Raw genomic sequence first — 21842 nt, 5'->3', positions numbered from 1 at the left:
GGATTCATTGCGAGAAGCGTCTCACGAAACGGCATCGCGTACCGCGTTGTACGGTGCAACCGTTCATGCGGAGGCAGTCACGATCTTGTTTCCGAACGTGCTCGACGGGCTGCGCTGGTGAAATTCATCCAGGCGGCCGCCGACTCGCACGAGGCCGGAAAAGCCCGGACAACCGGCTGGCTTGACTGAACGCATTGGAATAATACGGAGGTCAACTTGAGTATACGCGTTGGAATTATCGGCGTAGGGGTAATGGGTGCGGATCACGCGCGGATGCTCGCATCACCTCAAGCCCGGCTTGCCGCCCGACGGGAGCATTCCGCGCCCATCATCGCTGCCCTGAAACCATGGTTCGAAAAGCAGCTATCGATGATCTCCTCCGGCTCTGGCCTGGCCGAAGACATCCGGCATGGGCTCGGCCACTGGCAAGGCCTGACCCGCTTCCTGGACGATGGCCGCCTGGAACTCGACACCAACCCGGTTGAAAACGCGATCAGGCCAGTATGCCTGACCAGAAAAAAATGCCCTGTTTGCAGGTCACGAAGTCGGGGCCGAAAATTGGGCGCTGCTCGCCTCCATCGTGGCCACCTGCAGGCTCAACGACGTCAACCCGGTCGCCTACCTCGCCGAAACNACTGGGCGCTGCTCGCCTCCATCGTGGCCACCTGCAGGCTCAACGACGTCAACCCGGTCGCCTACCTCGCCGAAACCCTCGACGCCATCATCAACGGCCATCCGCAAACCCAGATCGAGGAACTCATGCCCTGGCGATTCCGAAAAACGTCAAGCCCAAATCCACAGGCGATCCGCGAGGCGCTCACCCTAAGTTTTATCATTGACGGTCTGACTTGACGTCTGGCCCGAGGGCGGCGTTCGCTACTATTCCGAAACTTAAGGTTTCGCCCTACCGCGTAATTGGGGTCGGCTGTCTTAAGAGGGCCGCTGCCCACGGTGCCTACTTCTTAACGCATTGGCGGACTGGTGCGGCCGAGCAAACTTCGCCCACGCCGCAGTCCAGGTCGCGTGAACAAGGTTTCGGCATTTGCGGTGGCTCCAGCGTGACGAAGGGCGTCCTCGGCTCTTCCCCCGGTCTCGCCGTTCTCGGGAGGAAGGCGCCGGGATCACCGAGCGACTTCACATATCGATAGAATGACCGAATGTCGCTCTCCGGCATGACGCGAACGTTGTACCAAGGCATCGGCGGCAATGTGCGAAGTGTCTTGATGTAGGTTACATACCCGTCTTCGCTAAGGTCTTGCGCGCTCCATCTCAGATTGCTTGCATACGTTGTGCCCCACGGCCCCCGCCAACCTATTACTTTCCCTCTCAATGCCTTGGTGGGGTCGAGTGCGCCTTCGGCTTCCCTGTAGCCGTCAGTATGGCAGTCGTGACAGCTGCTGATGATGGAAACCAGCCGTCCTCTCTCGACAGACACCTCCTCTGCCGCAAACGCTGCCCCCGATGCTGTCAATATTGCTGAGCCAACCAGGAGCTTAATGAAGTGCATGGTAGCCTCCAGCGCCCTCACACCGCTCGCTCAAAGCCAATAACAACGTCGAGACTTTACCACAATTTTGAAAGTTGGGGTGGGGAAAGCAACGGATCGTTGGAGGCAATAGTCCCTAAGAGGCTCCTGGGACACTGTCGACAATCGCAGCACAGCACTACGTTCGACAACTGGGCGCTGCTCGCCTCCATCGTGGCCACCTGCAGGCTCAACGACGTCAACCCGGTCGCCTACCTCGCCGAAANCGAAACCCTCGACGCCATCATCAACGGCCATCCGCAAACCCAGATCGAGGAACTCATGCCCTGGCGATTCCGGAAAACGTCAAGCCCAAATCCATAGGCGATCCGCGAGGCGCTTACGCTTCCACCGCAACGGTCTCGCTGCTTTCGCCCCTGCGCACCGAGATCAATTCGGGTCTGTCGCGAGGAACGGCCTATCCCGCGGACTGGCGTCCTCGCTTCACCGATGCCTATCGCCTGCAGGCCCAGGCCTGGATCCATTCAATACTCAGCGGAATTCCGGCCGGAGCAAGCTGCTGGACGGATACCGGGCTGCAATCGCCGCCGAGGCGGGTCTGCAATCACTATCAGAAGGGCGAAAGGCAGTTATTGGCGCAATGAGTAAGCCAGAACTGTACAAATAGCTGACGGCATTTGAATTCATAATGACCTCGGCAGCCGACTAATAATCTTCTTTTTCAGGCCCCTCCCGTCAGCGTGTTCCACGCAGCCGGTGCGCTGCTTCGGCTCGTCGCAGGGACACGTGCGTGTTCTGTAGGATCATTTCGCGAAACGCCTCGTTTGATACTGCAAAGTTGTACCATCGTGTCCAACATCAGATGGGACGCAGTCCCAACAAACATGCAGTTCAGACAGTCGATTACGCGTCTTTGTTGAAGTGGTGCTGTACCAAATGCAGTACCGGCCTTGAAACGGTTGATCCAGTTCGTCGCTCATCAGGCCATAAGCCGCGGGCGGCTGTGTACGGCAGGGCTGAACGAAACCTCATTCACGCTCCCTCGCTACTCCGTGAGACCCCTCATTTCCTTTCTCGCAGCCTCAGTCCGGTACTCAAGGTATTTGGCCAAATCGGCGAGATGGACGCCCTTGGCACACTTCTGACTGTCCTCGATCCGCACGAGCGGAAGGGCAATTTCCCCCATGGAAATCTTTCGGACCAACTTCGGCGGCGTCAGGTGGGAGAAATAGTCTCGGCAGACCTCATCGATCGGGATGATGGCCTTGCCACCATACTGAGCCATCAAAAGCAGTGCTGTGTTCATTCCAGGTTGCTATCCCTGTTAGGAGCTTGGCAGACTAGCAAGCCGCCCAACGGGTTCAACGGCCGGGCAGGGGGGCGCGTGCAAAAGGGTGGGCGCGACCTAAGCAACGGCCGGGGCGTTCAAGTCGCTAGAGGGATACCGCCAATACAGTGCTGTGACCGAGTTCGTTTGCTGACGGGCTTCTTAATCGGCGCAAATCGGTCCGACTCCAACCTCCGCAACCAGTTCCAGCATAAATCACTAATAGTCGCGATCTGATCAAAGCCCCGCCGGAAAAAACGGCAAGGCTTTTCCCACGGCAGGTTTGGCGAAGCGCGGAAGGGCACTCTGCCGCCCAGAGTAAGCGGCCTGCACGGTGAAGACGAGAGGGACGCTTTTCCAAGCGCGGAGTTCGAATCCCTCCGAGCCCACCAAGTCGCCTCCCTGCAATGCTGGCCTGGACCTGTCAAATCGTCACGTCAATGATGTCGGTATCGGTGGTTGCGTGTCCCCGCAACCACTTCTGTCATAGTACGATAACCGTCTCGGTCTAACCGAGGCGGTTTTTTCGTGTGGCGAGTTTGAAAATGTCTGGATTGCGTGAGGCCGTGAGGCCGGGCATTAAGGCGCATATTTTTCGGGAAGGCCTTCATGAACCTCAATCATCGGCAGAATGCGCCGTGCAGCGTAACCATCCGGTGTGGACCGCGGCAGACGCCGTTTCGCGTGTTAGACTGCTTGGCATGGAGATCGACACCGACAAGATTGACGCGTGCAGCGGTGGTGCTTCGACGTAGAAATCGGAAAACACGCTCGCGGCAACTCTGCACTACGCAGATGCGCGCCCATCTCCGGCCACGCAACATCGATCCGCAATTCGGAGCCATGTAGTGGTAGGTGGCGGCGCAGGACCGCTACATCGCCAGAGCCATTACCTGAGATAGTGGGTTTGAGGTGGTGGTAGAGGGAAGGGCGCTGGAAACTAACCTTCTCCATTTTCGGCAATTCGCCAACCGTCGCGATCTCGCGATTGAGCAGTGTCCTCCAGTCACTCATAGCCTGTCATCTCGAGATAGCCGCGCCCGGCATGGGTTCCCTCAAATCGGATCGGGCCTTCCCAATAGGGAGAGCGTGTGTCCATCCAGGCTTCTGGGTTTAGCGTCCGGATGGTCACATCCACTCCGTTTTCCGGCAATTGCACCCTCCAGCGGATCGGCACGCTACGTCCCGCGACTGCCGCCGTTTCGAGCGGCGTCACCCTTAGCGCGCCGGGGGCCTGCGGCTGCGGCCTGCCGTCGGCCTTGATCCATGTGGCCGATGTAAAGCCCGCGCCTCCGTCGCGCAGGCGAAAGCCCATCATCTTTTCGCCGCTGTCGAAATGCAAGGAGAACCAGTCCCACCCGGTCTGATCCTCAGCCAGCGGCTGCGAGGACCATTCGTGGTCCAACCACGCCTGACCGGACACCGCGATCACGCCCGCCGGAAGGGTCAGTGTACCGGTCACGTGGTAGAATGGTTGCGAGTAGTAATAGCTCGCCTGCCCCTTCTCGGATTTCACCGAGTAGCCCTGCACTCCCTGCGGCACCAGAGGGCCTTTGGCGTCCAGTGCCAGTTCGTAGGAAAACGCCTGTCCCGCCGCGTGCAGGTCGAGCGCCGACAGCGCATCCGCCTCTGGCAGGGCCCGACCTGCCATCTGCCAATTGTCAATCCAGGCCGCAAAGGGTGCAGCCGAAACCCCCGCCTGGCCGATGCCGCCCCGTGCCAGCCGTTCGGCCACGAATTGGTGCGTTCGCGTCGTCAGCCCGGCATGGCCCATCCAAAGCTGCGGACTAGACCAGCCGGACCGCTCCACCGGGGCCAGGGCGGATCGGAAAAGAGTCCATTGCACGCCAAAGTCCGCTCCATCCGCAGCTTGCAGGTTGGCCGTCAAATACCACCATTCGATCCGGTAACCGGGGTGCGGGCCGTGGTCTGCCGGAAAGTTGAATGCAGTCCCCGGCTGCGGCACTGAAAACCCGTCAGCCTCTGTGCCAAGCCCAGCAAAACCCTGGCCAAAGGCAGGTGCGGCCAAGCTCATGTAGATCAGCAATGCTCTAACGCTCATGTGCAAATACCTTCAGCAAATCCGATGGCGAAAGACGCGCCAGCCGCCAGGCAGGCACGGCGGCTGCAAGTCCGGCCGCCAGCAACGCGAGCGCCGCCAGCCGCGCCCAGTCACCGGGAAAAAGGTGCATCGGCAGACGCCAGCCAAAAGCCTCCACATTCACCACCGCCAGTAGAACAAAGGCGAGCCCGATACCTACAGGCAGAGCGGCCAGCATGGTCAAGGCTGCCAACAACAAGCCGCGCCAAAGCTCCAGCCATACGAGGTGGCGGCGGGGCAGACCCATGGCCCAGACCGGCGCCAGTTGCGGTAGGCGCATCCCCGACAGGGTCATGAGGCTCGCAAACATCGCCAGCCCCGCGACTCCCAGCGTCAGCACATTCAGCGCGGCTGTCACTCTGAATGTGCGCTCAAACACTTTGAGCGAAAAGACCTTGATCCCGGCCTGGTCAATCACGTTCTGCGCGGGCAGCCCGAATTCCGCCCGCAAACCCGCAGCCAGTGCTTCGGCCTTGCCAGGGGCAATCCGAATGGCATAGCGCAGGCGGGAGACGTCAGGGTAGTGCCGGACCAGTGTGTCGATCCCGATGATCACTTGGCCGATCGGGTTGCCATAGTCGGCATAGACGCCGACGATGCTGGCCCGCCAGCCACCGGGCAGCGTGATCTGGTCCCCTAAGCCCAACTCCTGGCGCCGCGCCAGTTGTTCGTTGATCAGGGCGCCGTCGCCTGTGGCGATCCGGTCCCACACCCCCGGCACTGCAGAGAGGATCGGCCAGTTGTCGCGATAGGTGCCATGATCGGCCACGCCGTATATTGCCGCGGGCTGGCCTGCGACCCGGCCCTCAATGCTCCAGATCGGCAGGACCGCGTCGCTGCGCTGGGCCAGCCAGTCGCGTATCGCCGTGGCCTCTGCTTCGGTGCGGGCGGTCACGTAAAGCTCTGAGGCGAGACGCTGATCGAGCCAGCCGGTGAAGGTCAGCCGAAAGCTCGACACCATCGTGCTGACGCCCACATTGACGGCCAGCGCAAGCAGCAGTGCCATTAGCGCCAATGACAGGCCGGGAAGCTGTTGACGCGTGTCGGCCCAAAACCATTCAGCCAATGGTCCACGCGCCAAGCGGCCGCCAAGGTGCAATATCCCCGTCAGCACGAGCGGCAGCGCCAGTGCCGCCCCCAACAGCAGTGCCGCCAGAAGCGCAAAGCCCGCCTCGAGGCCGGATCCGAAGTGTGCAATTCCCGCCGCCGTCAACAGGAGCACCATCGCAGCCACGCCTTGCGCGCGCAGGGCCCGCTCCGAAGCCCGCGCCCAGGCCCGAGGCTGGGCCGGCGCAAGCAGCGGCAGGTGCCATAGCCGCCAGAGGCTTTGTGCGGCCGCTACCAGCGTGCCGATTACCGCGATCGCCAGCCCCGCTGCCCACACTGCGGGGCGGATCGACAGCGTTCCCGGCACATCGGCCCCGTAAAGTCCGCGCAGGGTGGCGGCGACGTCGGGCAAAAGGGCCGAGGCGACTACATAGCCAAGTGCCACGCCCACCAATCCCGCGAGGAGGGCGAAGATCAGCAGCTCGGCGATCAGCAAAAGGACCAGCACGCGGGCCGGCAAGCCCAGTGCGCGCAGCGTGCGAAACACCGGGCGGCGCTGTTCAAAAGCCAGACCGATGGCGGAATGCACGATGAAGAGCCCCACCGCAAAGGCAAGAAAACCGAAAGCCGTCAGGTTCAGGTGAAAACTGTCGGTCAGCCTGGCAAGATCCCCCGTTTCACTCGGCTCGCGCAGGGTCAGGCCGGGGGCTGTCACCTCTAGAGGGGCACGGCCAATCGGTTGGTCCGGCCAGAGCAAAAGACGAGAGATCTTGTCCTTTGCCCCAAGCAAGACCTGCGCCTGCCCGATGTCGGTGAGGACTGTGCCAGGCGGCAAACCCTCGGCCACGCGCACGGGAGGTGTTGCTTGTTCGGTTAGTCGTGCCGCGGTTTCCGGAGTTGCATAGAGCACCCCGGGCGCCGTGATGAACGGCAATAGCTCATCACCCACTGCAACATCCACCTGCTGCGCCTGCGGCGGCAAAGTCAGTGGGTCAATGCCGAGGACGCGCAACCGCACATCCCCAAACCGCATTTCACCTTCAATCACCGGCGAAGCCAGCCAGCCTGCTCGCCGCAGTCTCACAAACACCTGTTGATCCATCCGGGTCCCGTCCTCACGCACCAGTTGCGCGAGCCGGTCCTGCCCAAGGATCGCCGCTGCACGGTCATAGCTCGCCCGCGCCTCACCGTTGATCGCCTGAATCGCTGACCACAACGCCGTTGCCAGCGATAGCCCCAAAAGCAGCATCGCCAGTTGGACAGGCCGCCTGCGCCAATGCGACAAGAGCGCTGACAACCCGGTCCACACCATCAAGCCAGCCGTCCCGCGTGCAGGTGAACGTGGGCGTTCAGCCGGTTTGCCAGACGGTTGGAATGGGTAACCATTAACAGGGCGGCACCCGTTTCAGCCACCAGCGACAGCATAAGATCGAGTACAGCGTCCCCTGTTGCCTCATCGAGATTGCCCGTGGGCTCATCGGCCAAAACCAGCCGGGGCCGAACGGCTAGGGTCCGCCCAATCGCCACCCGCTGTTGTTGCCCACTCGACAGCTGTTCAGGGTAGCGCGTTAGGACCTTGGCCAGGCCCAGCCGTTCAGCAAGGACCTTCAGCCACGCCGGATCAGGACGGCCGGCAAGTCGAGCCTGAAAGGCAAGGTTGGCTGCCACATCAAGCGAAGGGATCAGGTTGAACTGCTGGAACACAAGTCCGACTGTTCCCCGACGCAGGGCGGCAAGGGCCGTATCGTTCAGCCCCACAATATTGGTACCGCCAAGGTGGATTTCTCCCGCATCAGGGCTGTCGAGCCCTGCAACGAGGTGCAAAAGCGTGCTCTTGCCGCTGCCAGACTCGCCGGTCAGCGCAAGGCTCTTGCCCGCCTCCAGCGAAAGATCGATCCCGTGCAGAACATGCAACGGCCCTTCGCCAGTGGGGTAGAATTTGTCGATCTGGTCCAGCCTCAGCAGCATGTTACTCCCCGGAGGCCCGCGTGCTTCTGACACGGCATGCCAGTGAAATAGCGCCAAACAACGACCCCTTTCATACAGCCTCCAAACCCACTGCCTTAATTGGACAATGGTTTTCTTCAGAGGCTCGCGTTTTGCATCTAACGCGACCTCCACTTGGAATTCGATGTACAATTACGATCTAGAGCGGTTCTCAGCTAGGCGGGATAGGCGTTGACCGTGCCGTCGCAACTCACTCTCCAAACGGAACTGGAGCGCTGCCTTCAATTCCTCAGCAGTGCCGATGCCGTTGCTGAAAAGCGCCATGATTATGCCTGCAGCCTGGTCACACTCAGGCGTGCTTGGCTCTATGCCAGCCTCACGGGAATACGCGATCAAACCTTTCGGGCAAAGAGTTCCTCTTCGATCTTTGCGCGGTTGTTTCCATACTTTTTTACCAGCCTGAGGGCATCAGCCCGTTCGAGATGGTGCTTCTTCATGAGGTACCCGACTTCATAGTCTTCGCCACCGTCGACCCGTGCTCTGTCTTGCGGACCACGCTTTGACTTGTCGTCTGCCATGACAACCTCCATGGGCGATCGCCTCGCCCAAACGTGTCAAGGATAATCCTCTAATCGACGGGGACAAGGACGTAGTCGCCAACCATGTCGAAACCGCACAACTCCGCGGTCGCAGGGATAAGCCGATCCCTTACGGGGAACGCTTTGCTCGTCCGCCGTTCGAAGCGTCGAGGTCTTCTGGGCTGGTACACGTTCTTGCGGCCGTGGGAGGAAGCTTTCCGCGCGACATCACGAATGGAGTCCCTTGATGCATCGAAGGTCGCCAAATAACCCGCTTCGGCTGTGGCTGCTTCCGGTTTTGCGTTCGCGAGCGCTTCAATCTCAATCAAGAACGGCATTTCAAACATGCCATCGTAGCCGAGAAAATGGAGGTATTGTCCGGCCTCGTCGTAGCTGCGGCTTCGGTTCGGAAAAGTCAGCGCCAAGGTTGAACATACCTCAAGCCGTCAAGAACCGCGTAGCGAACGTCTGTTGCAGGCTCGCGGCCTTGCGTCTCTTCGCATTGTGCGCGTTCAGAATTACGGCGGTTTCGAAGCTAAACTGCCACTCGCTTGATCCCGCTGCCCGGCCAGCGATGGAGCTGGGCTACTCCAGCACAGACTCTGCCCGTCGATCACCTCGATCGGCACGGACTCCAGACCGACATCGTCGAACAGCCGCGCATTTGACCGCGTTCGCCAAATTAATGGCCGGATCTTTGCGAAGCCTCCGCATTTTCGTGGGGGGAAGCCCTCCCAGCATCATCGTGATTGGACTTCACGATCGGTTGGAGTCACGCTAGCCGCAGGCATAAGAAGGATATGGGTGGACCAACTATCGTCCGAATAGGAGGCCAAAATGAAACACCAGACGCTCGAGCAACTGCAGATCGTCGCCGAGATCGATCAGGCCTACCCGCGCCAGGCCATGTCCCGCAGCGAGCGTCTTGAACACTGGGCGGAGCTCCTTGAACGGAACCCTGACCGGCGCCTCTCGACGCTGCACCAGACCGAGTATCAGCCGGTTAGAGCACGCGGGGCCATGCGCGGCGACGGCTCGCCGATCTCAGTCGCTTTCGAGAATCCTGTCCTCCGCGCCGCCGGGTTGGAAAACGACAACTACGGCGAAGCGAAGCGGTTCTTCGAACTGACCGACAGGCAATTGCATGAGATCATCTGCTATTGCCATTTCGGCGCGACGGTGACCGCCGCAACGGCCGCCCGTCACATCCGTGCGGCGATTGCCGGGAGACAGCCCGGCATGTTCGCTCGGATGCGTGAGGCGTTCGTCGGATAAAGCCAGCGCCGTTTCGCAGCATCATTTTTGAAGCGGCTCGCATGGAAAGCCGCCGCCGTAGCGCAGGCAAGCGCTCCCCACGCGGGGAGGCTGCGTTGCATGAGGGGGTGCGGCTTTCCGCAGGAGCACGCCGACGCCCCTCCTGCACCTTTTCCATCCGAACCGGAAAGATCCCAATGCTGCCAGTACATCCGTGGTCAGCGCCGTGGTTCAAAGGCTCGAACAGAGCGACATGCGCGCCGGATAAGCGCTTACATTCGCCGTCGAAAATTCGGTGCTTCATGGTGGGTCGAAGGTCGCGGACCTATGTCGATCGGGACCGGGAAAGCCAAATCGTGCCAAATTTTCGCGAACTGTATATAAACATTCAATCAAGGCTCAATAGGTTTGGTGCGTAATTGCGGGTTAATATAGTCTGTTGTCGGCAAAATTAAGAGGGATGAATTACAATAAAATTGCTTATGGCTCCGCCTTTCGGACGGCCAAAAGCGCCGGTAAAAACGACTGATTTCATTTCAAATATTTTCGGTTTGAGGAATTAAAAATTTGGCACTCCTATCATTCGAGTGCCAAAGGGGCTATGTTAAGTGTTGCAGTCGCTCTATGTGCGGCGGCAGAAAGAACCCCCAATGAAATTCCGGCCACTCCACGACCGCGTCGTCATTCGGCGCGCGGAAGGCGATACCAAATCCAAGGGCGGGATCATTATTCCCGACACCGCCAAGGAAAAGCCTCAGGAAGGCGAAGTGATCGCCGTGGGCCCGGGCTCGCGTGACGAGAGCGGCAAGCTGATCCCGCTCGACGTCAAGGCCGGCGATCTCATCCTGTTCGGCCAATGGTCCGGCACCGAGGTCAAGATCGACGGCGAGGACCTCCTGATCATGAAGGAGAGCGACATTTTGGGCATCGTCGAGAAGATCAAAGCGGCCAAGAAAGCCGCCTGACCGGGCGATTTCCGATCCCGCAATTTCAAGACTGAACTGGACGTAAAATCATGTCTGCCAAGGAAATCAAATTCGCTACCGATGCCCGCGACCGGATGCTTCGCGGCGTCGAAATTCTGAACAACGCCGTTAAGGTGACGCTCGGCCCCAAAGGCCGCAATGTCGTCATCGACAAGGCCTATGGCGCGCCGCGCATCACCAAGGATGGTGTCGCCGTCGCCAAGGAAATCGAGCTTGCCGACAAGTTCGAGAACATGGGCGCCCAGATGGTGCGCGAAGTGGCCTCGAAGACCAACGACCTCGCCGGCGACGGCACGACGACAGCCACGGTGCTGGCCGCTTCCATCCTGCGCGAAGGTGCCAAATTCGTTGCCGCGGGCATGAACCCGATGGATCTCAAGCGCGGCATCGATCTTGCTGTGGCTGCTGTGGTGAAGGACATTCAAGCCAGGGCCAGGAAAGTCAAATCTTCGGACGAGATCGCCCAGGTTGGTACGATCGCCGCCAATGGCGACGCGTCGGTCGGCGCCATGATCGCCAAGGCGATGAACAAGGTCGGCAATGAGGGCGTGATCACCGTCGAAGAAGCCAAGACAGCCGAAACCGAACTCGATGTCGTCGAAGGCATGCAGTTCGACCGTGGCTATCTCTCGCCCTATTTCGTCACCGATGCCGAGAAGATGCGCGCGGAGCTGGAGGACCCTTACGTTCTCATCCATGAGAAGAAGCTCGGCAATTTGCAGGCGTTGCTGCCGATCCTCGAAGCTGTGGTGCAAAGCGGTAAGCCGCTGCTGATCATCTCGGAAGACGTCGAAGGCGAGGCGCTAGCAACGCTGGTCGTCAACAAGCTGCGCGGCGGCCTCAAGGTCGCAGCCGTCAAGGCGCCAGGCTTCGGTGACCGGCGCAAGGCGATGCTGGAAGACATTGCCGTGCTCACCGCCGGCCAGATGATTTCCGAGGATCTCGGCATCAAACTCGAGAACGTCACGATCGACATGCTCGGGCGGGCTAAGCGCGTGCTCATCGAGAAGGATACGACGACGATCATCGACGGCGCCGGCGAGAAAGCCACCATCCAGGCGCGCGTCCAGCAGATCAAGTTGCAGATCGAGGAAACGTCCTCGGATTACGACAAGGAGAAACTCCAGGAACGTCTCGCCAAGCTGGCTGGCGGCGTTGCTGTCATTCGCGTCGGCGGCGCGACCGAGACGGAAGTCAAGGAAAAGAAGGACCGCATCGATGATGCGCTGAACGCCACTCGTGCAGCCGTGGAAGAAGGCATCGTTGCCGGCGGCGGTGTTGCGCTTTTGCGCGCCAAGGCAGCTTTGACTGAGCTTACTGGCGCGAATGCTGACATGACGGCAGGTATTTCGATTGTGCTGAGAGCACTTGAAGCGCCGATCCGCCAGATTGCCGAGAATTCCGGCGTTGAAGGTTCGATCGTCGTCGGCAAGCTCTCCGACAGCAAGGATCACAATCAGGGCTTCGACGCCCAGAACGAAGTCTATGTCGACATGATCAAGGCCGGTATCGTCGACCCCGCCAAGGTCGTTCGGACGGCCCTGCAGGATGCCGGCTCGATTGCCGCGCTCCTGATCACCGCTGAAGCAATGATCGCGGACATTCGGCAGAAGGTTTCGCCCGCTATGGGTGGCGCGGGAGGTATGGGCGGAATGGGCGGAATGGACTACTGAGCGGCGCCTGAAACTATAGCCAGGACGACGGAAGGCCAGCGACGCGGGCACATGCGAGCCGATATCTCGGCGATCATCGGTTCGCTCGACATCGTGTTCGGGGAGATCGATCGATAGGCTCGTCGCTGTCGTATTTGCTGCTAAAAATGGTCTTGGAGACAAGAACATGACCGACACTCTTGCCGAGAAAACATGTACGCCTTGTCGCGGCGGCGTCCCGCCGCTCACGCGTGATGAAGCCCAACGCTTCCAGGCACAGGCTCCTGATTGGGAGCTGGGTGACGATGCCCACCGCATCCAGCGGAGCTTTCGATGCCGCAATTTCCGGGACGCGCTCACCCTTGTTCAGGAGATCGGTGAGCTCGCCGAAACCGAGGGCCATCACCCCGACATCAGCTTCGGCTGGGGTTATGTGACGGTTTCCCTGAGCACCAAGAAGATCAAAGGACTGCACGAGAACGATTTCATCATGGCGAGCAAGATCGATCGGATGCTCGATCGCGCGGGGCGGCCCCTCGACCGCCAACGGTGACACGGCAAATCCATTGCCAATCAAGTGAGGTCGTTTATGCCACACATCCGTCGAGGGGCAGCTCGATCTCGACCCTGATCGGATGGTTCATGGCCTATGGTCCAGCGACGATCGCAGCGAAAATAAGCACCTTTGCGCTTGCCTTGAAGGCATCCTATTCTGGAGGGTAGTATCCGCTCGGGGCATAGAATGTCGGTACTGCCTTCCTTAAGAATTTGCGCGCCGCTCAACGCGGTGCTGGCTGCGACTGGGCTTGTGGCGGTGGCTACGCTCACGACACCGGACCTGTCCGGACGAAGCAGACTGGCTTTGGCTGCCGTGCTCGCGGTCATTTGGGGCGTCTATCTCCTGGAATTGGCCGAGAAACTGCTCAAGCGCCGGGCGGGAGACGTTCGGGACAGGACGCCGGCAATCGCCATTGATGTGCTCGCGGTTTTGGTTCCACTCGCCGCATTTCTGCTCGTCGGCACGCCCGACCGGAGCCTCTACTGTGCTGTCTGGCTGCTGAAACCGCTGCGCGACTCAACTTTCTTCCCGCTGCTGGGCAGAATCCTGACCAACGAAGCGCGCAACCTGATCGGCGTCGCTACCGTCTTCGGCATCGTTCTTTTCGGTTTTGCGCTCGCAGCCTATGTCATCGAGCGCGACGTCCAACCGCAACAGTTCGGCAGCATCCCCCAGGCAATGTGGTGGGCGGTGGTCACGCTGTCCACCACCGGCTATGGCGACGCTATTCCGGAAAGCTTCGCCGGCCGCGTCCTTGCCGGGGCGGTCATGATGAGTGGCATCGGCATCTTCGCGCTCTGGGCTGGCATTCTTGCCACCGGCTTTTATCAAGAAGTCCGTCGCGAGGATTTCGTCCGCAATTGGCAATTGGTCGCCGCCGTGCCGTTGTTTCAGAAGCTCGGCCCGGCCACGCTAGTCGAGATCGTGCGCGCATTACGACCTCGCATCGTGCCGGCGGGCGCTGTGATCTGCCGCAATGGCGAGACCGGTGACCAGATGTTCTTCGTCGTGGAGGGGCGCGTCAGCGTCGCGACGCCGAACCCGGTGGAGCTGGGCCCTGGCGCCTTCTTCGGCGAGATGGCGCTGATCACCGGCGAACCGCGCTCGGCGACCGTCAGCGCCACAACGGTGGTCTCACTCCTGTCGCTACACTCGGCGGATTTCCAGATGCTGTGCAGCAGCAGCCCGGAGATCGCAGAAATCATCCGCAAGACCGCGCTCGAGCGGCGCGGCGCCTAACGGTTGACCGTATTAGACTAGGTGTTCGTCAGGAGGAGGATGCGATGCCAAGGCGGCCAATTGCCTGCCGATGGTGGCTGGCTGGAGCTGCATGCTCTGCCGCTGCCGAACCACCCTCAATACAAATCGAATTCGAAAGCGGAATCTCTTGCCCGTTGAATTCGAGCACGGCAGGGAGCGTCCTTGTCGGGGCACGTGCTGTTTGCCTGATTGCGGTCGCGAGTTTGGCTTACGCGAAGTGGCCATCGGCGGGCATGGCCATCTATCGACAAGCGCACATAACTATTCGCGCACCAGGCGTCCGGTCGCCCACCAGATCACCGATACAACAACGATCGATGCGTAGCCGTCCACGGCATAGTGCCAGCCGGTGAACACCGATCCGTACAGGATCAGGGCTGCAAAGGTCCAACCCGGAACGCCAAGCCAGCGATTGATCGATGACAGCAAATAGGCGTTCAATGCGGCAAAGGCGACATGCATGCTTGGCATGGCCGAGATGCCGCCGCCAAGACTTGGCCGGCCGCTCTGGTAAGCCATCAGGAGATATGCCGCGGGTTCCCGCACCATGTAACTATGGTCCAGCCTGTCCAGGGCCGCATTCAATCCGTGGAAGCGATCCACGCCGACAAAGTGGTGGTAGTAAACCGGTCCGACCGATGCCAGCGCCAGGGCCAAGACCGTTCCGAGGACGGACAACGTCAGCGCTGCTGCGCAGAGATAGCGGATGCGGGCAATCTCGTCCGACCAGAGCGACACGAAAAGGATGGCGCCGAACCACTGGTAAAACCAAATGACTTCATAGCTGTTGAAGACGACGAACGACCAATTGTTGCTGTCGAGCTTATGGACGATCTCCCATGGCGGCATCCCGTGCAGCCATTCATCAGCGTCGGCCAACCAGTTGTCGGCATAGTAAGGGACGACGGACGGGATGGCGATCTTGTAGGTAGAGAACGCGGTCAAGCTGGCAAAGCAGAACAGCAGCACCAGCAGACAACCGCGCCAGCGCCCTTGAACCAAATCCAGTGCGTAGCGAACCGGTTGCCGCCGGCCATGGATTAGCGCGGCACAGCAGACGCCACCGATAAACAACACCGGAATGCCAACAAGAAACTTGCGAGAATAGATTAAGGCTGACGTATAGAATACTTCTGGATATAGTGCAGATGCGCCTAAAACGTATGTCGCCATAAACAAGGAGAGGCGCAATTGCCATATGGCGGAGGGCCTGTAGCGAGAGGCTTCCGTGGTTAGGGCCAAACCAATTTACCCGTTCTTAACGTTTCGCCGGAGAGACACGTACACCGATAAGGTAAAAACCTTGCCGCCAGGTTTACTTTTCCCCGGTGGTCGACATTTGCCGGCCGGCCCGCATGCGGTGGATCGATTCCCTGAGCAATCTTGCATCCGCATCGCTGTCCATGCCCCCGCGTCAAGGAATTGCCCCAGAGCCTCGAGCCGGCCGGTTGCTTGAACACGGGCCCGCCACGCCTTCGGTTGACATATCATAAGTTTTAGCTTATCATAAGTCATGATTTATGATTATGCAGGAATGGTGGCCTTGGCCGATCCGACGCGCCGCAAGGTGTTCGAGCTCATCGCCGATCGGCCACGCTCGGTCATCGATCTGACGCGAGTGCTTCCGGTCTCGCAGCCGGCGGTATCGCAGCACCTCAAGGTCTTGAAGGAAGCCCGGCTGGTCCGCGCAGAGCCGAAAGGTGCCAGCAACATCTATCATCTCGACCCGCATGGGCTCGGCGAGATGCGCGCCTGGCTCGACCGCATGTGGGGCGATGCGCTCGACGCCTTCAAACGGGAAGTCGACAACAGCAAGGAGAAGAGGAAATGACGACCATGATCAAGCCCGCGCCGGTCAGGAAGTCGGTGACGGTGGAGGTGCCGCTCGACAAGGCATTCGATGTGTTCACCACAGGATTCGGGCGCTGGTGGCCGGCTTCGCACTCGATCGGCAAATCCGCCCTGACGACCGCGGTGATCGAACCAAAAGCCGGCGGCCGCTGGTACGAGATCGGCGAGGATGGGTCACAATGCGATTGGGGCGAGGTTCTCGCCTGGGATCCGCCGTCGAGGCTGACGCTCGCCTGGCGGATTGGAGCCGGCTGGCGCTACGATCCGGCATTGCTGACCGAAGTCGAGATCCGCTTTGTCGCGCTCGGCGAGAACGCGACGCGTGTGGAACTCGAGCACAGGCTTCTGGAGAACATGGGCGAAACCGCAGAGGGGATGCGCGAGGCCTTCGAGTCCGAGGGTGGCTGGAGCGGTCTCCTGGACCGCTATGCGGCTGAGGCCAAGCGCCACGCCGCCTGATCGGGAAGCCGTTAAGTCCAATATCCAGCGAGGCCGTCGCACCGTCGGCCTCGCCGTTTTTGAATCAGTGTCGATCTGCCCATCTGGTTGACCGGGGCGGGGAGATACGCTGCCCTTTACCTGCCGCCGCGAAGGTTTGCAGCGCCGCAGGTTTGTAGAACGTCCTCTCCTCCTACCATCCGGTATGCGCCGCGTCGTTTGGACGCGCGAACGGCGCTGTAGCAATTTGTCGTTGTGCATGGTCCTTTCGCAAAATCGATTCCGATTGTCAGGGTCATGCGTTAGACCTGACAGGCACCTTATCCGGAAATCCGATGGCGGGAGGCGCTGGTGGAAGGCCAGGACGAACAGATGACCGGCGCCAGGGCCGCCGAGGAGCGCCGCGCCGACATCTATGACGAGGACGGCGTCATCCTGTCGTCGTTCCTCGCCCAGATCGGTGCCGCGATCGCCGATCGCGATACGCTGACGCTGAAGCGTGAAGTCGACGATCTGCACCAGTCGGAACTCGGCCACCTGCTCGAGGCCCTGCACCCGGAACAGCGACGCGCGCTGGTCGAATTGCTGGGCAAGGATTTCGATTTTTCCGCGCTGACCGAGGTTGACGAGGCGATTCGCCGCGACATCGTCGACAGTCTGCCCAATGCGCAGATCGCCCAGGCGGTGCAGGATCTCGATTCCGACGACGCGGTCTACATTCTCGAAGACCTCGACCAGGAGGACCAGGACGAGATCCTGTCGCAGCTGCCGTTCACCGAGCGGATCAGGCTGCGGCGTTCGCTTGACTATCCCGAAGAGACCGCCGGCCGCCGCATGCAGGCGGAGTTCGTCGCGGTGCCGCCCTTCTGGACGATCGGCCAGACCATCGACTACATGCGCGAGGACAACAATCTTCCCGACCGTTTCAGCCAGATCTTCGTCATCGATCCGAGCTTCAAGCTGCTCGGCGCCATCGACCTCGACCAGATCCTGCGTACCAAGCGCTCGGTCAAGGTCGAAGAGGTCATGCATGAGACCAGGCATGCCATCCCGGCCACCATGGACCAGGAGGAGGCGGCACGCGAATTCGAACAATACGATCTTCTGTCCGCCGCCGTCGTCGACGAGAACGAGCGGCTGGTCGGCGTGCTGACCATCGACGACGTCGTCGACGTCATCCAGCAGGAGGCCGAAGAAGATCTGCTGCGCATGGGCGGCGTCGGCGACGAAGAACTCTCGGACAGCATCTTTTCGACCTCGCGCTCGCGCGTGCCCTGGCTGCTGGTCAATCTTTTGACGGCTTTCCTGGCGGCCTCGGTGATCGGCCTGTTCGACCGCACCATCGAGCATATCGTGGCGCTGGCGGTGCTGATGCCGATCGTCGCCGGCATGGGCGGCAATGCCGGCTCGCAGACCATGACGGTCACGGTGCGGGCGCTGGCGACCAGGGACCTCGACATCTACAATGCCGGCCGCATCATCCGCCGCGAAATCGGGGTGGGCTTCATCAACGGCATCATCTTTGCCATCCTGATCGGCCTCGTGGCTGCTGCCTGGTTCCACGATCGCAATCTCGGCGGCATCATTGCGGCTGCGATGATCATCAATATGTTCGTGGCGGCTCTGGCGGGCATCCTTATCCCGCTGCTGCTCGACCGCTTCAAGATCGATCCGGCTGTGGCTTCGGCGGTTTTCGTCACCACGGTCACCGATGTCGTAGGTTTCTTTGCCTTTCTCGGGCTCGCCACATGGTGGTTCGGCGTGCGCTGAACGTCACCTCAATTGACTTTTACGTAAATGCCATGCGAGGCTTTGAAAGGTGCCTTGTCCGCCGATTCTGGTACGCGCCTGGGCGCCGGCGGCGCCGGCCAGTTGGAACTCGCGGCGTGGCCGGGGCATTGGAGTGACGATGCGGGAATATTATTCGATCACGGAGCTGACCCGCGAATTCGACGTGTCGACGCGGACGTTGCGCTTCTATGAGGACGAAGGGCTGGTGCAGCCAGTAAGACGCGGCCGCACTCGGCTGTTCCGTCCGTCGGACCGGCATCTCATCCGCCAGATCATGCGGGGAAAAAGGCTCGGCTTCTCGATCAACGAGATCCGCGAAATCATCCAGATGTACAGGGAGCCGCCCGGCGAGGTCGGCCAACTCAAATTGATGATCAAGCGCATCGAGGAAAAGCGCGAGGATTTGCGCCAGAAACGCCGCGACCTCGAAGAGACGCTGGCCGAGCTCGATCAGGCAGAGGAATCCTGCGTCGAGCGGCTGGTGGAACTCGGCGTCACCACCTAAGCCGGTGCCTCGGCTCAAATCCAGCGCCGCACCCTTTTGGCGTAGTCCCGGTATTTCTTGCCGAATTTGGCCGTCAGCACCTTCTCCTCGCTCTCGATCGTCAGCTTCTGCGTCAGGAACGCCGCGATGACCGCCAACGGCAGGAACCAGGCGATCCCAGTGACAAAGGCGAGGCTGATCAGCAGCAGCGTGTTGGCGAGGTAGATCGGGTTGCGGCTGACGGCGAAGGGTCCGGTAGTCACCAGATGGTCAGGCACGCCGTTCGGGTTGAGCGTCGTCTTGGCGCGGATCATGGTGCGGATTGCCGTGAACCAGAGCGCGGCAACCGCCACCAACCCCACAAGGCCGGCGGCGAACAGGATGTCGCCGAGAAGATCGCCGATCCACGGCAGCGGATAGAACAGCCCTAGCGCGACGCTGACGATGATGGCGGCGATATAGATCAGCGGCGGCCATGGGATGTACCCCAGCTTCGGCTGCCCAGGATTTTGCTGCACGGGTTTCGGGTGACTGTCGCTCATTATTGTCCTCCCTCGATTAGCGCGTTCCCGGTTCCGCCGCCTCGGTTTGGGCGGTGCAGGTGCCGGCGAGCTCGCCAATATGCGCCTTCCACTCCGGGGACTGGTCGTTGCTGTAGAGCCGGTCAAGCGAGGCTTCGCCCTGGAGAGTGTCCAGCATGCAGGCACAATAGCTGGAGCAGAACTCGGTGTCGCGTGCCTGCTCGCAGGATATCTGGCAGGATTTCACAAAACTCACCTCCCTGGTTTCGGCCTGCGCCGGCATGAATTGCGAAAACAGCCAGACCGAGCCGATCAGCACCGGCTGATGGATCAGATAGAAGGCAAGGCTGTGCCGGCCGATGAAGACCAGCGGATTTGCCCAGCGGCCGGGCGCCAAGGCCGACAGCCGCGTCAGCGCGCCGGAGGTGGCGGCGAGCTTGGTAACCGCGATGCCGGCAAGTACGGCGCCGAACCAGGGCAGCAGTGGAACGTAGTCGTTGGAGCGCGGGTTGGTCGCCGACAGGCCGACCCACCACAAAGCCGGATGATCGAAAAGCTCAGATCGCAGGTAGAAAGGCGCGGCAATAGCGAGGGCCGCCACGGCAAGCGTCAGTAGCGCCGGGAGGCGCAGGAACGCCAGGCCGAGCAGGCTGGCGAGCGCGATCTCGTGCAATATGCCGAAGAAGATGAAGCCGTCGGGCGTGGCGATGCGGGTGACCAGCGATATTGCGAGCGCTGCCCCGGCAACCATGGCGAAGCGCTTCCAGAAGCCGGTCCAGCGGATTTTTTTGCCATGGGCGAGATAGAGGCTGATGCCGACCAGGAACAGGAAGCTCGAGGCGATGCAGCGCGCGTAGATTTTCCACCAGCCGAAGGCGGTGAGGCCGGGATCGGTGTAGCCGAAGAATTCGAGGTCCCAGGTGAAATGATAGCTCGCCATGGCAAGCAAAGCGATGCCGCGTGCAATGTCGATAACGGCGATGCGCTTCGACTTCGGTTGATCCTGAACGGCTGCGCTCGGCGTGTCGATGCTCATGGTCTCGCTGTCTTGGTTCAGCCCCGGCAAGACGACTATCACGGTTGCCACCGTCAAAAGAAGCAGGGCCTTGCGTCGCGTTGGTACCGGTCGGCATCAGAGCTGCTTTAGGCCAAAGCCGGAAAGCCTTTGGCCGGCGTGCTGGCGTTTTTCGGACTGGGCGCGGTTTTCGCGACACTCGGCCTGCTGGCGGCGGCCTGCGGCTTCGTCACCTGGCGCTATCTGCCCAAATCGCTTTGATGTGCGAGCGCCGCATGGCGCTCGCGCACCCAGTTGTGGAAGCGGTGCAAGTCGTACTCCTCGGGCATCAGTACGCCGGCCTTGTGGCGCATCGAGCGCAGGCCCATCTGGTTGACCTCGCAGATATCAGCATCCTCCTCCAGCACCTGGGTACCGAAGGCGACGATGTTGTCGATATCCGCGGCCGGATCGGCGAGCGCTTCGGGCGAAAAAAGCCATTCGGCGGTAAGTTCGGTCTGCTCCGGCCCAAGCGGCACCAGCCGCACGGTCCTGACATAGTCGACATGGCCGACGACGAACATCGACGGCAGGCTGGTGGCATAGGTCTGCCCGGCGGCACGCTCGCCCGGCGTCAGGCCGGAAAAGACCGAGCCGTGGACGCGCCCGTCGCGCGACCAGGTTTCGGCCCCGGCCCGCAAGCCGCCTGCAAATTCCGGCGCGTCATTGTCGGCGTGGCGCGCCCATTCGGGGTCGTCGTGCCGGCCCATCAGGCCGCGGCCATAGATCGGCACCAGCCGCGACAGGTCCTTGTGGACGCCGGGGCAGTGCAGGCACTCGTTGAAATTTTCCCAAAATACCTTCCAGTTGCAGTTTATCACCTTGCGCAGCACATGGCCGCTCAGCAGCGTTTCCAGCGGCCAGTTGGCGAGGTTACCGGATGCCGGATCGAAGGATGTTTCAGCCGAGCCGGCAGCGTCTTCCGCCAGATTGACGAAGACGAAACCGCGCCACACCGAAAGCGCGACCCGGTAGAGCGGATGATCGGCCTTGTCGAAGCCGTCCGGCAGCGATTTCGACGGCACGCGCACCAGATCGCCGTGCAGCGAATAGGACCAGGCATGGTATGGGCAGGTGATGAGCCGCGCCTTCAGCCGTCCTTCGCTCTGCTGGCAAAGCTGCGAGCCGCGATGCCGGCAGGTGTTGTGGAAGGCGCGCAACTCGCCGGTCTCGTCGCGCAGCACGACGACCTCCTGCGTGCCTATGCGGAACGTCCTGAAAGCCAGCGGCTGGGCAAGGTCGGCCTCGCGGCAGACGAGCAGCCAGTTGCGATACCAGATGGCCTCGAGATCGCGCTGATAGGCCGCGATGTCCCAATAGGCTGATGACGGCAGCGTCGGCTCGGCCCGCGTCAGGCCGTTGTAGGGACCGCGCTCATTCGGGCTGGGTTGCATGCCGGCTTCCTCCCCATCCGCCAGCCGACACCCGGCTGCGAAAATTGTCAATCGCGGCGCCGGCCGACCGGGCTTGGCGAGGCGGCGCATTCGCCACACGATCCGGCGGAAT

General features: G+C 61.0%; 21 protein-coding genes and 1 pseudogene. 12 read left to right on the top strand and 10 right to left on the bottom strand.

Annotation, left to right across the window (positions count from 1 at the left end; genetic code table 11):
* Positions 1-216: 216 nt before the first annotated feature.
* Positions 217-852, top strand: coding sequence for a transposase (locus X773_RS53320; protein ID WP_245274691.1), 636 nt, complete (start codon positions 217-219; stop codon positions 850-852).
* A 649-nt stretch (positions 853-1501) separates the two neighbouring features.
* Positions 1502-1849: a transposase domain-containing protein gene (locus X773_RS79300; RefSeq protein ID WP_348625927.1), complete on the top strand. Its 348-nt coding sequence runs from the start codon at positions 1502-1504 to the stop codon at positions 1847-1849.
* A 682-nt stretch (positions 1850-2531) separates the two neighbouring features.
* On the opposite strand, the gene X773_RS53315 is transcribed toward X773_RS79300, so the two are convergent.
* The 6 genes from X773_RS53315 to X773_RS79295 all read right to left on the bottom strand — a co-directional run bounded on the left by X773_RS53315 (position 2532) and on the right by X773_RS79295 (position 8911).
* Entirely contained in the window at positions 2532-2792 is a 261-nt protein-coding gene (locus X773_RS53315) for a pyocin activator PrtN family protein (protein WP_023676583.1), read from the bottom strand.
* A 1027-nt stretch (positions 2793-3819) separates the two neighbouring features.
* Positions 3820-4875, bottom strand: a complete 1056-nt coding sequence (locus X773_RS53310) for a lipocalin-like domain-containing protein (RefSeq protein WP_023676582.1) — start codon at positions 4873-4875, stop codon at positions 3820-3822.
* A complete protein-coding gene (locus X773_RS53305) occupies positions 4865-7273 on the bottom strand; it encodes an ABC transporter permease (protein WP_023676581.1) in 2409 nt (802 codons plus the stop codon). The genes X773_RS53310 and X773_RS53305 overlap by 11 nt, the downstream gene beginning before the upstream one ends.
* The gene (locus X773_RS53300; protein WP_031211739.1) at positions 7273-7929 is read right to left on the bottom strand and encodes an ABC transporter ATP-binding protein; all 657 of its coding nucleotides are present in this window, start codon (positions 7927-7929) and stop codon (positions 7273-7275) included. The genes X773_RS53305 and X773_RS53300 overlap by 1 nt, the downstream gene beginning before the upstream one ends.
* 371 nt (positions 7930-8300) lie before the next feature.
* Entirely contained in the window at positions 8301-8486 is a 186-nt protein-coding gene (locus X773_RS53290; RefSeq protein WP_023676578.1) for a DUF3606 domain-containing protein, read from the bottom strand.
* Positions 8487-8536: 50 nt separating this feature from the next.
* On the bottom strand, positions 8537-8911 hold the full coding sequence (locus X773_RS79295; RefSeq protein WP_023676577.1) for a DUF1488 domain-containing protein: 375 nt from the start codon (positions 8909-8911) through the stop codon (positions 8537-8539).
* A 412-nt stretch (positions 8912-9323) separates the two neighbouring features.
* Here X773_RS79295 and X773_RS53285 point away from each other — a divergent pair, with 412 nt between their 5' ends.
* The 6 genes and pseudogenes from X773_RS53285 (at position 9324) to X773_RS53265 (ending at position 14176) form a co-directional block, all read left to right on the top strand.
* Positions 9324-9761, top strand: a complete 438-nt coding sequence (locus tag X773_RS53285; RefSeq protein ID WP_023676576.1) for a hypothetical protein — start codon at positions 9324-9326, stop codon at positions 9759-9761.
* A gap of 629 nt (positions 9762-10390) precedes the next feature.
* Positions 10391-10705: a co-chaperone GroES gene (locus tag X773_RS53280; RefSeq protein WP_023676575.1), complete on the top strand. Its 315-nt coding sequence runs from the start codon at positions 10391-10393 to the stop codon at positions 10703-10705.
* Between the two features lie 50 nt (positions 10706-10755).
* Positions 10756-12399, top strand: coding sequence for a chaperonin GroEL (gene groL, locus X773_RS53275; RefSeq protein WP_023676574.1), 1644 nt, complete (start codon positions 10756-10758; stop codon positions 12397-12399).
* A gap of 42 nt (positions 12400-12441) precedes the next feature.
* Positions 12442-12516: pseudogene (locus X773_RS79290) on the top strand (hypothetical protein); the annotation flags it as partial.
* A gap of 49 nt (positions 12517-12565) precedes the next feature.
* The gene (locus X773_RS53270; RefSeq protein ID WP_023676573.1) at positions 12566-12931 is read left to right on the top strand and encodes a 4a-hydroxytetrahydrobiopterin dehydratase; all 366 of its coding nucleotides are present in this window, start codon (positions 12566-12568) and stop codon (positions 12929-12931) included.
* A gap of 189 nt (positions 12932-13120) precedes the next feature.
* Positions 13121-14176, top strand: coding sequence for a cyclic nucleotide-gated potassium channel (locus X773_RS53265; protein ID WP_023676572.1), 1056 nt, complete (start codon positions 13121-13123; stop codon positions 14174-14176).
* 282 nt (positions 14177-14458) lie between these two features.
* Here X773_RS53265 and X773_RS53260 read toward each other — a convergent pair whose 3' ends face one another.
* Positions 14459-15274, bottom strand: a complete 816-nt coding sequence (locus X773_RS53260; RefSeq protein WP_245274697.1) for a phosphatase PAP2 family protein — start codon at positions 15272-15274, stop codon at positions 14459-14461.
* Between the two features lie 436 nt (positions 15275-15710).
* Here X773_RS53260 and X773_RS53255 point away from each other — a divergent pair, with 436 nt between their 5' ends.
* From X773_RS53255 to X773_RS53240, 4 genes are all read left to right on the top strand, one after another.
* Positions 15711-16028, top strand: coding sequence for a metalloregulator ArsR/SmtB family transcription factor (locus X773_RS53255; protein WP_023676569.1), 318 nt, complete (start codon positions 15711-15713; stop codon positions 16026-16028).
* Positions 16025-16507, top strand: a complete 483-nt coding sequence (locus X773_RS53250) for an SRPBCC family protein (RefSeq protein WP_031211735.1) — start codon at positions 16025-16027, stop codon at positions 16505-16507. The genes X773_RS53255 and X773_RS53250 overlap by 4 nt, the downstream gene beginning before the upstream one ends.
* 330 nt (positions 16508-16837) lie before the next feature.
* Entirely contained in the window at positions 16838-18256 is a 1419-nt protein-coding gene (mgtE, locus tag X773_RS53245) for a magnesium transporter (protein WP_023676567.1), read from the top strand.
* Positions 18257-18395: 139 nt separating this feature from the next.
* Positions 18396-18782: a MerR family DNA-binding transcriptional regulator gene (locus X773_RS53240; protein WP_023676566.1), complete on the top strand. Its 387-nt coding sequence runs from the start codon at positions 18396-18398 to the stop codon at positions 18780-18782.
* A gap of 14 nt (positions 18783-18796) precedes the next feature.
* Here X773_RS53240 and X773_RS53235 read toward each other — a convergent pair whose 3' ends face one another.
* From X773_RS53235 to X773_RS53225, 3 genes are all read right to left on the bottom strand, one after another.
* Entirely contained in the window at positions 18797-19303 is a 507-nt protein-coding gene (locus X773_RS53235; protein WP_023676565.1) for an isoprenylcysteine carboxylmethyltransferase family protein, read from the bottom strand.
* A gap of 16 nt (positions 19304-19319) precedes the next feature.
* Positions 19320-20318, bottom strand: coding sequence for a DUF1624 domain-containing protein (locus X773_RS53230; RefSeq protein ID WP_023676564.1), 999 nt, complete (start codon positions 20316-20318; stop codon positions 19320-19322).
* A 218-nt stretch (positions 20319-20536) separates the two neighbouring features.
* A complete protein-coding gene (locus X773_RS53225) occupies positions 20537-21730 on the bottom strand; it encodes an aromatic ring-hydroxylating dioxygenase subunit alpha (RefSeq protein WP_023676562.1) in 1194 nt (397 codons plus the stop codon).
* Between the last annotated feature and the right edge of the window lie 112 nt (positions 21731-21842).

The sequence above is a fragment of the Mesorhizobium sp. LSJC280B00 genome, from assembly GCF_000502835.1.
Lineage (GTDB): Bacteria > Pseudomonadota > Alphaproteobacteria > Rhizobiales > Rhizobiaceae > Mesorhizobium.
The sequence above is the reverse complement of the archived record's forward strand: the minus strand, read 5'-3'. Positions and strand labels throughout refer to the sequence as shown.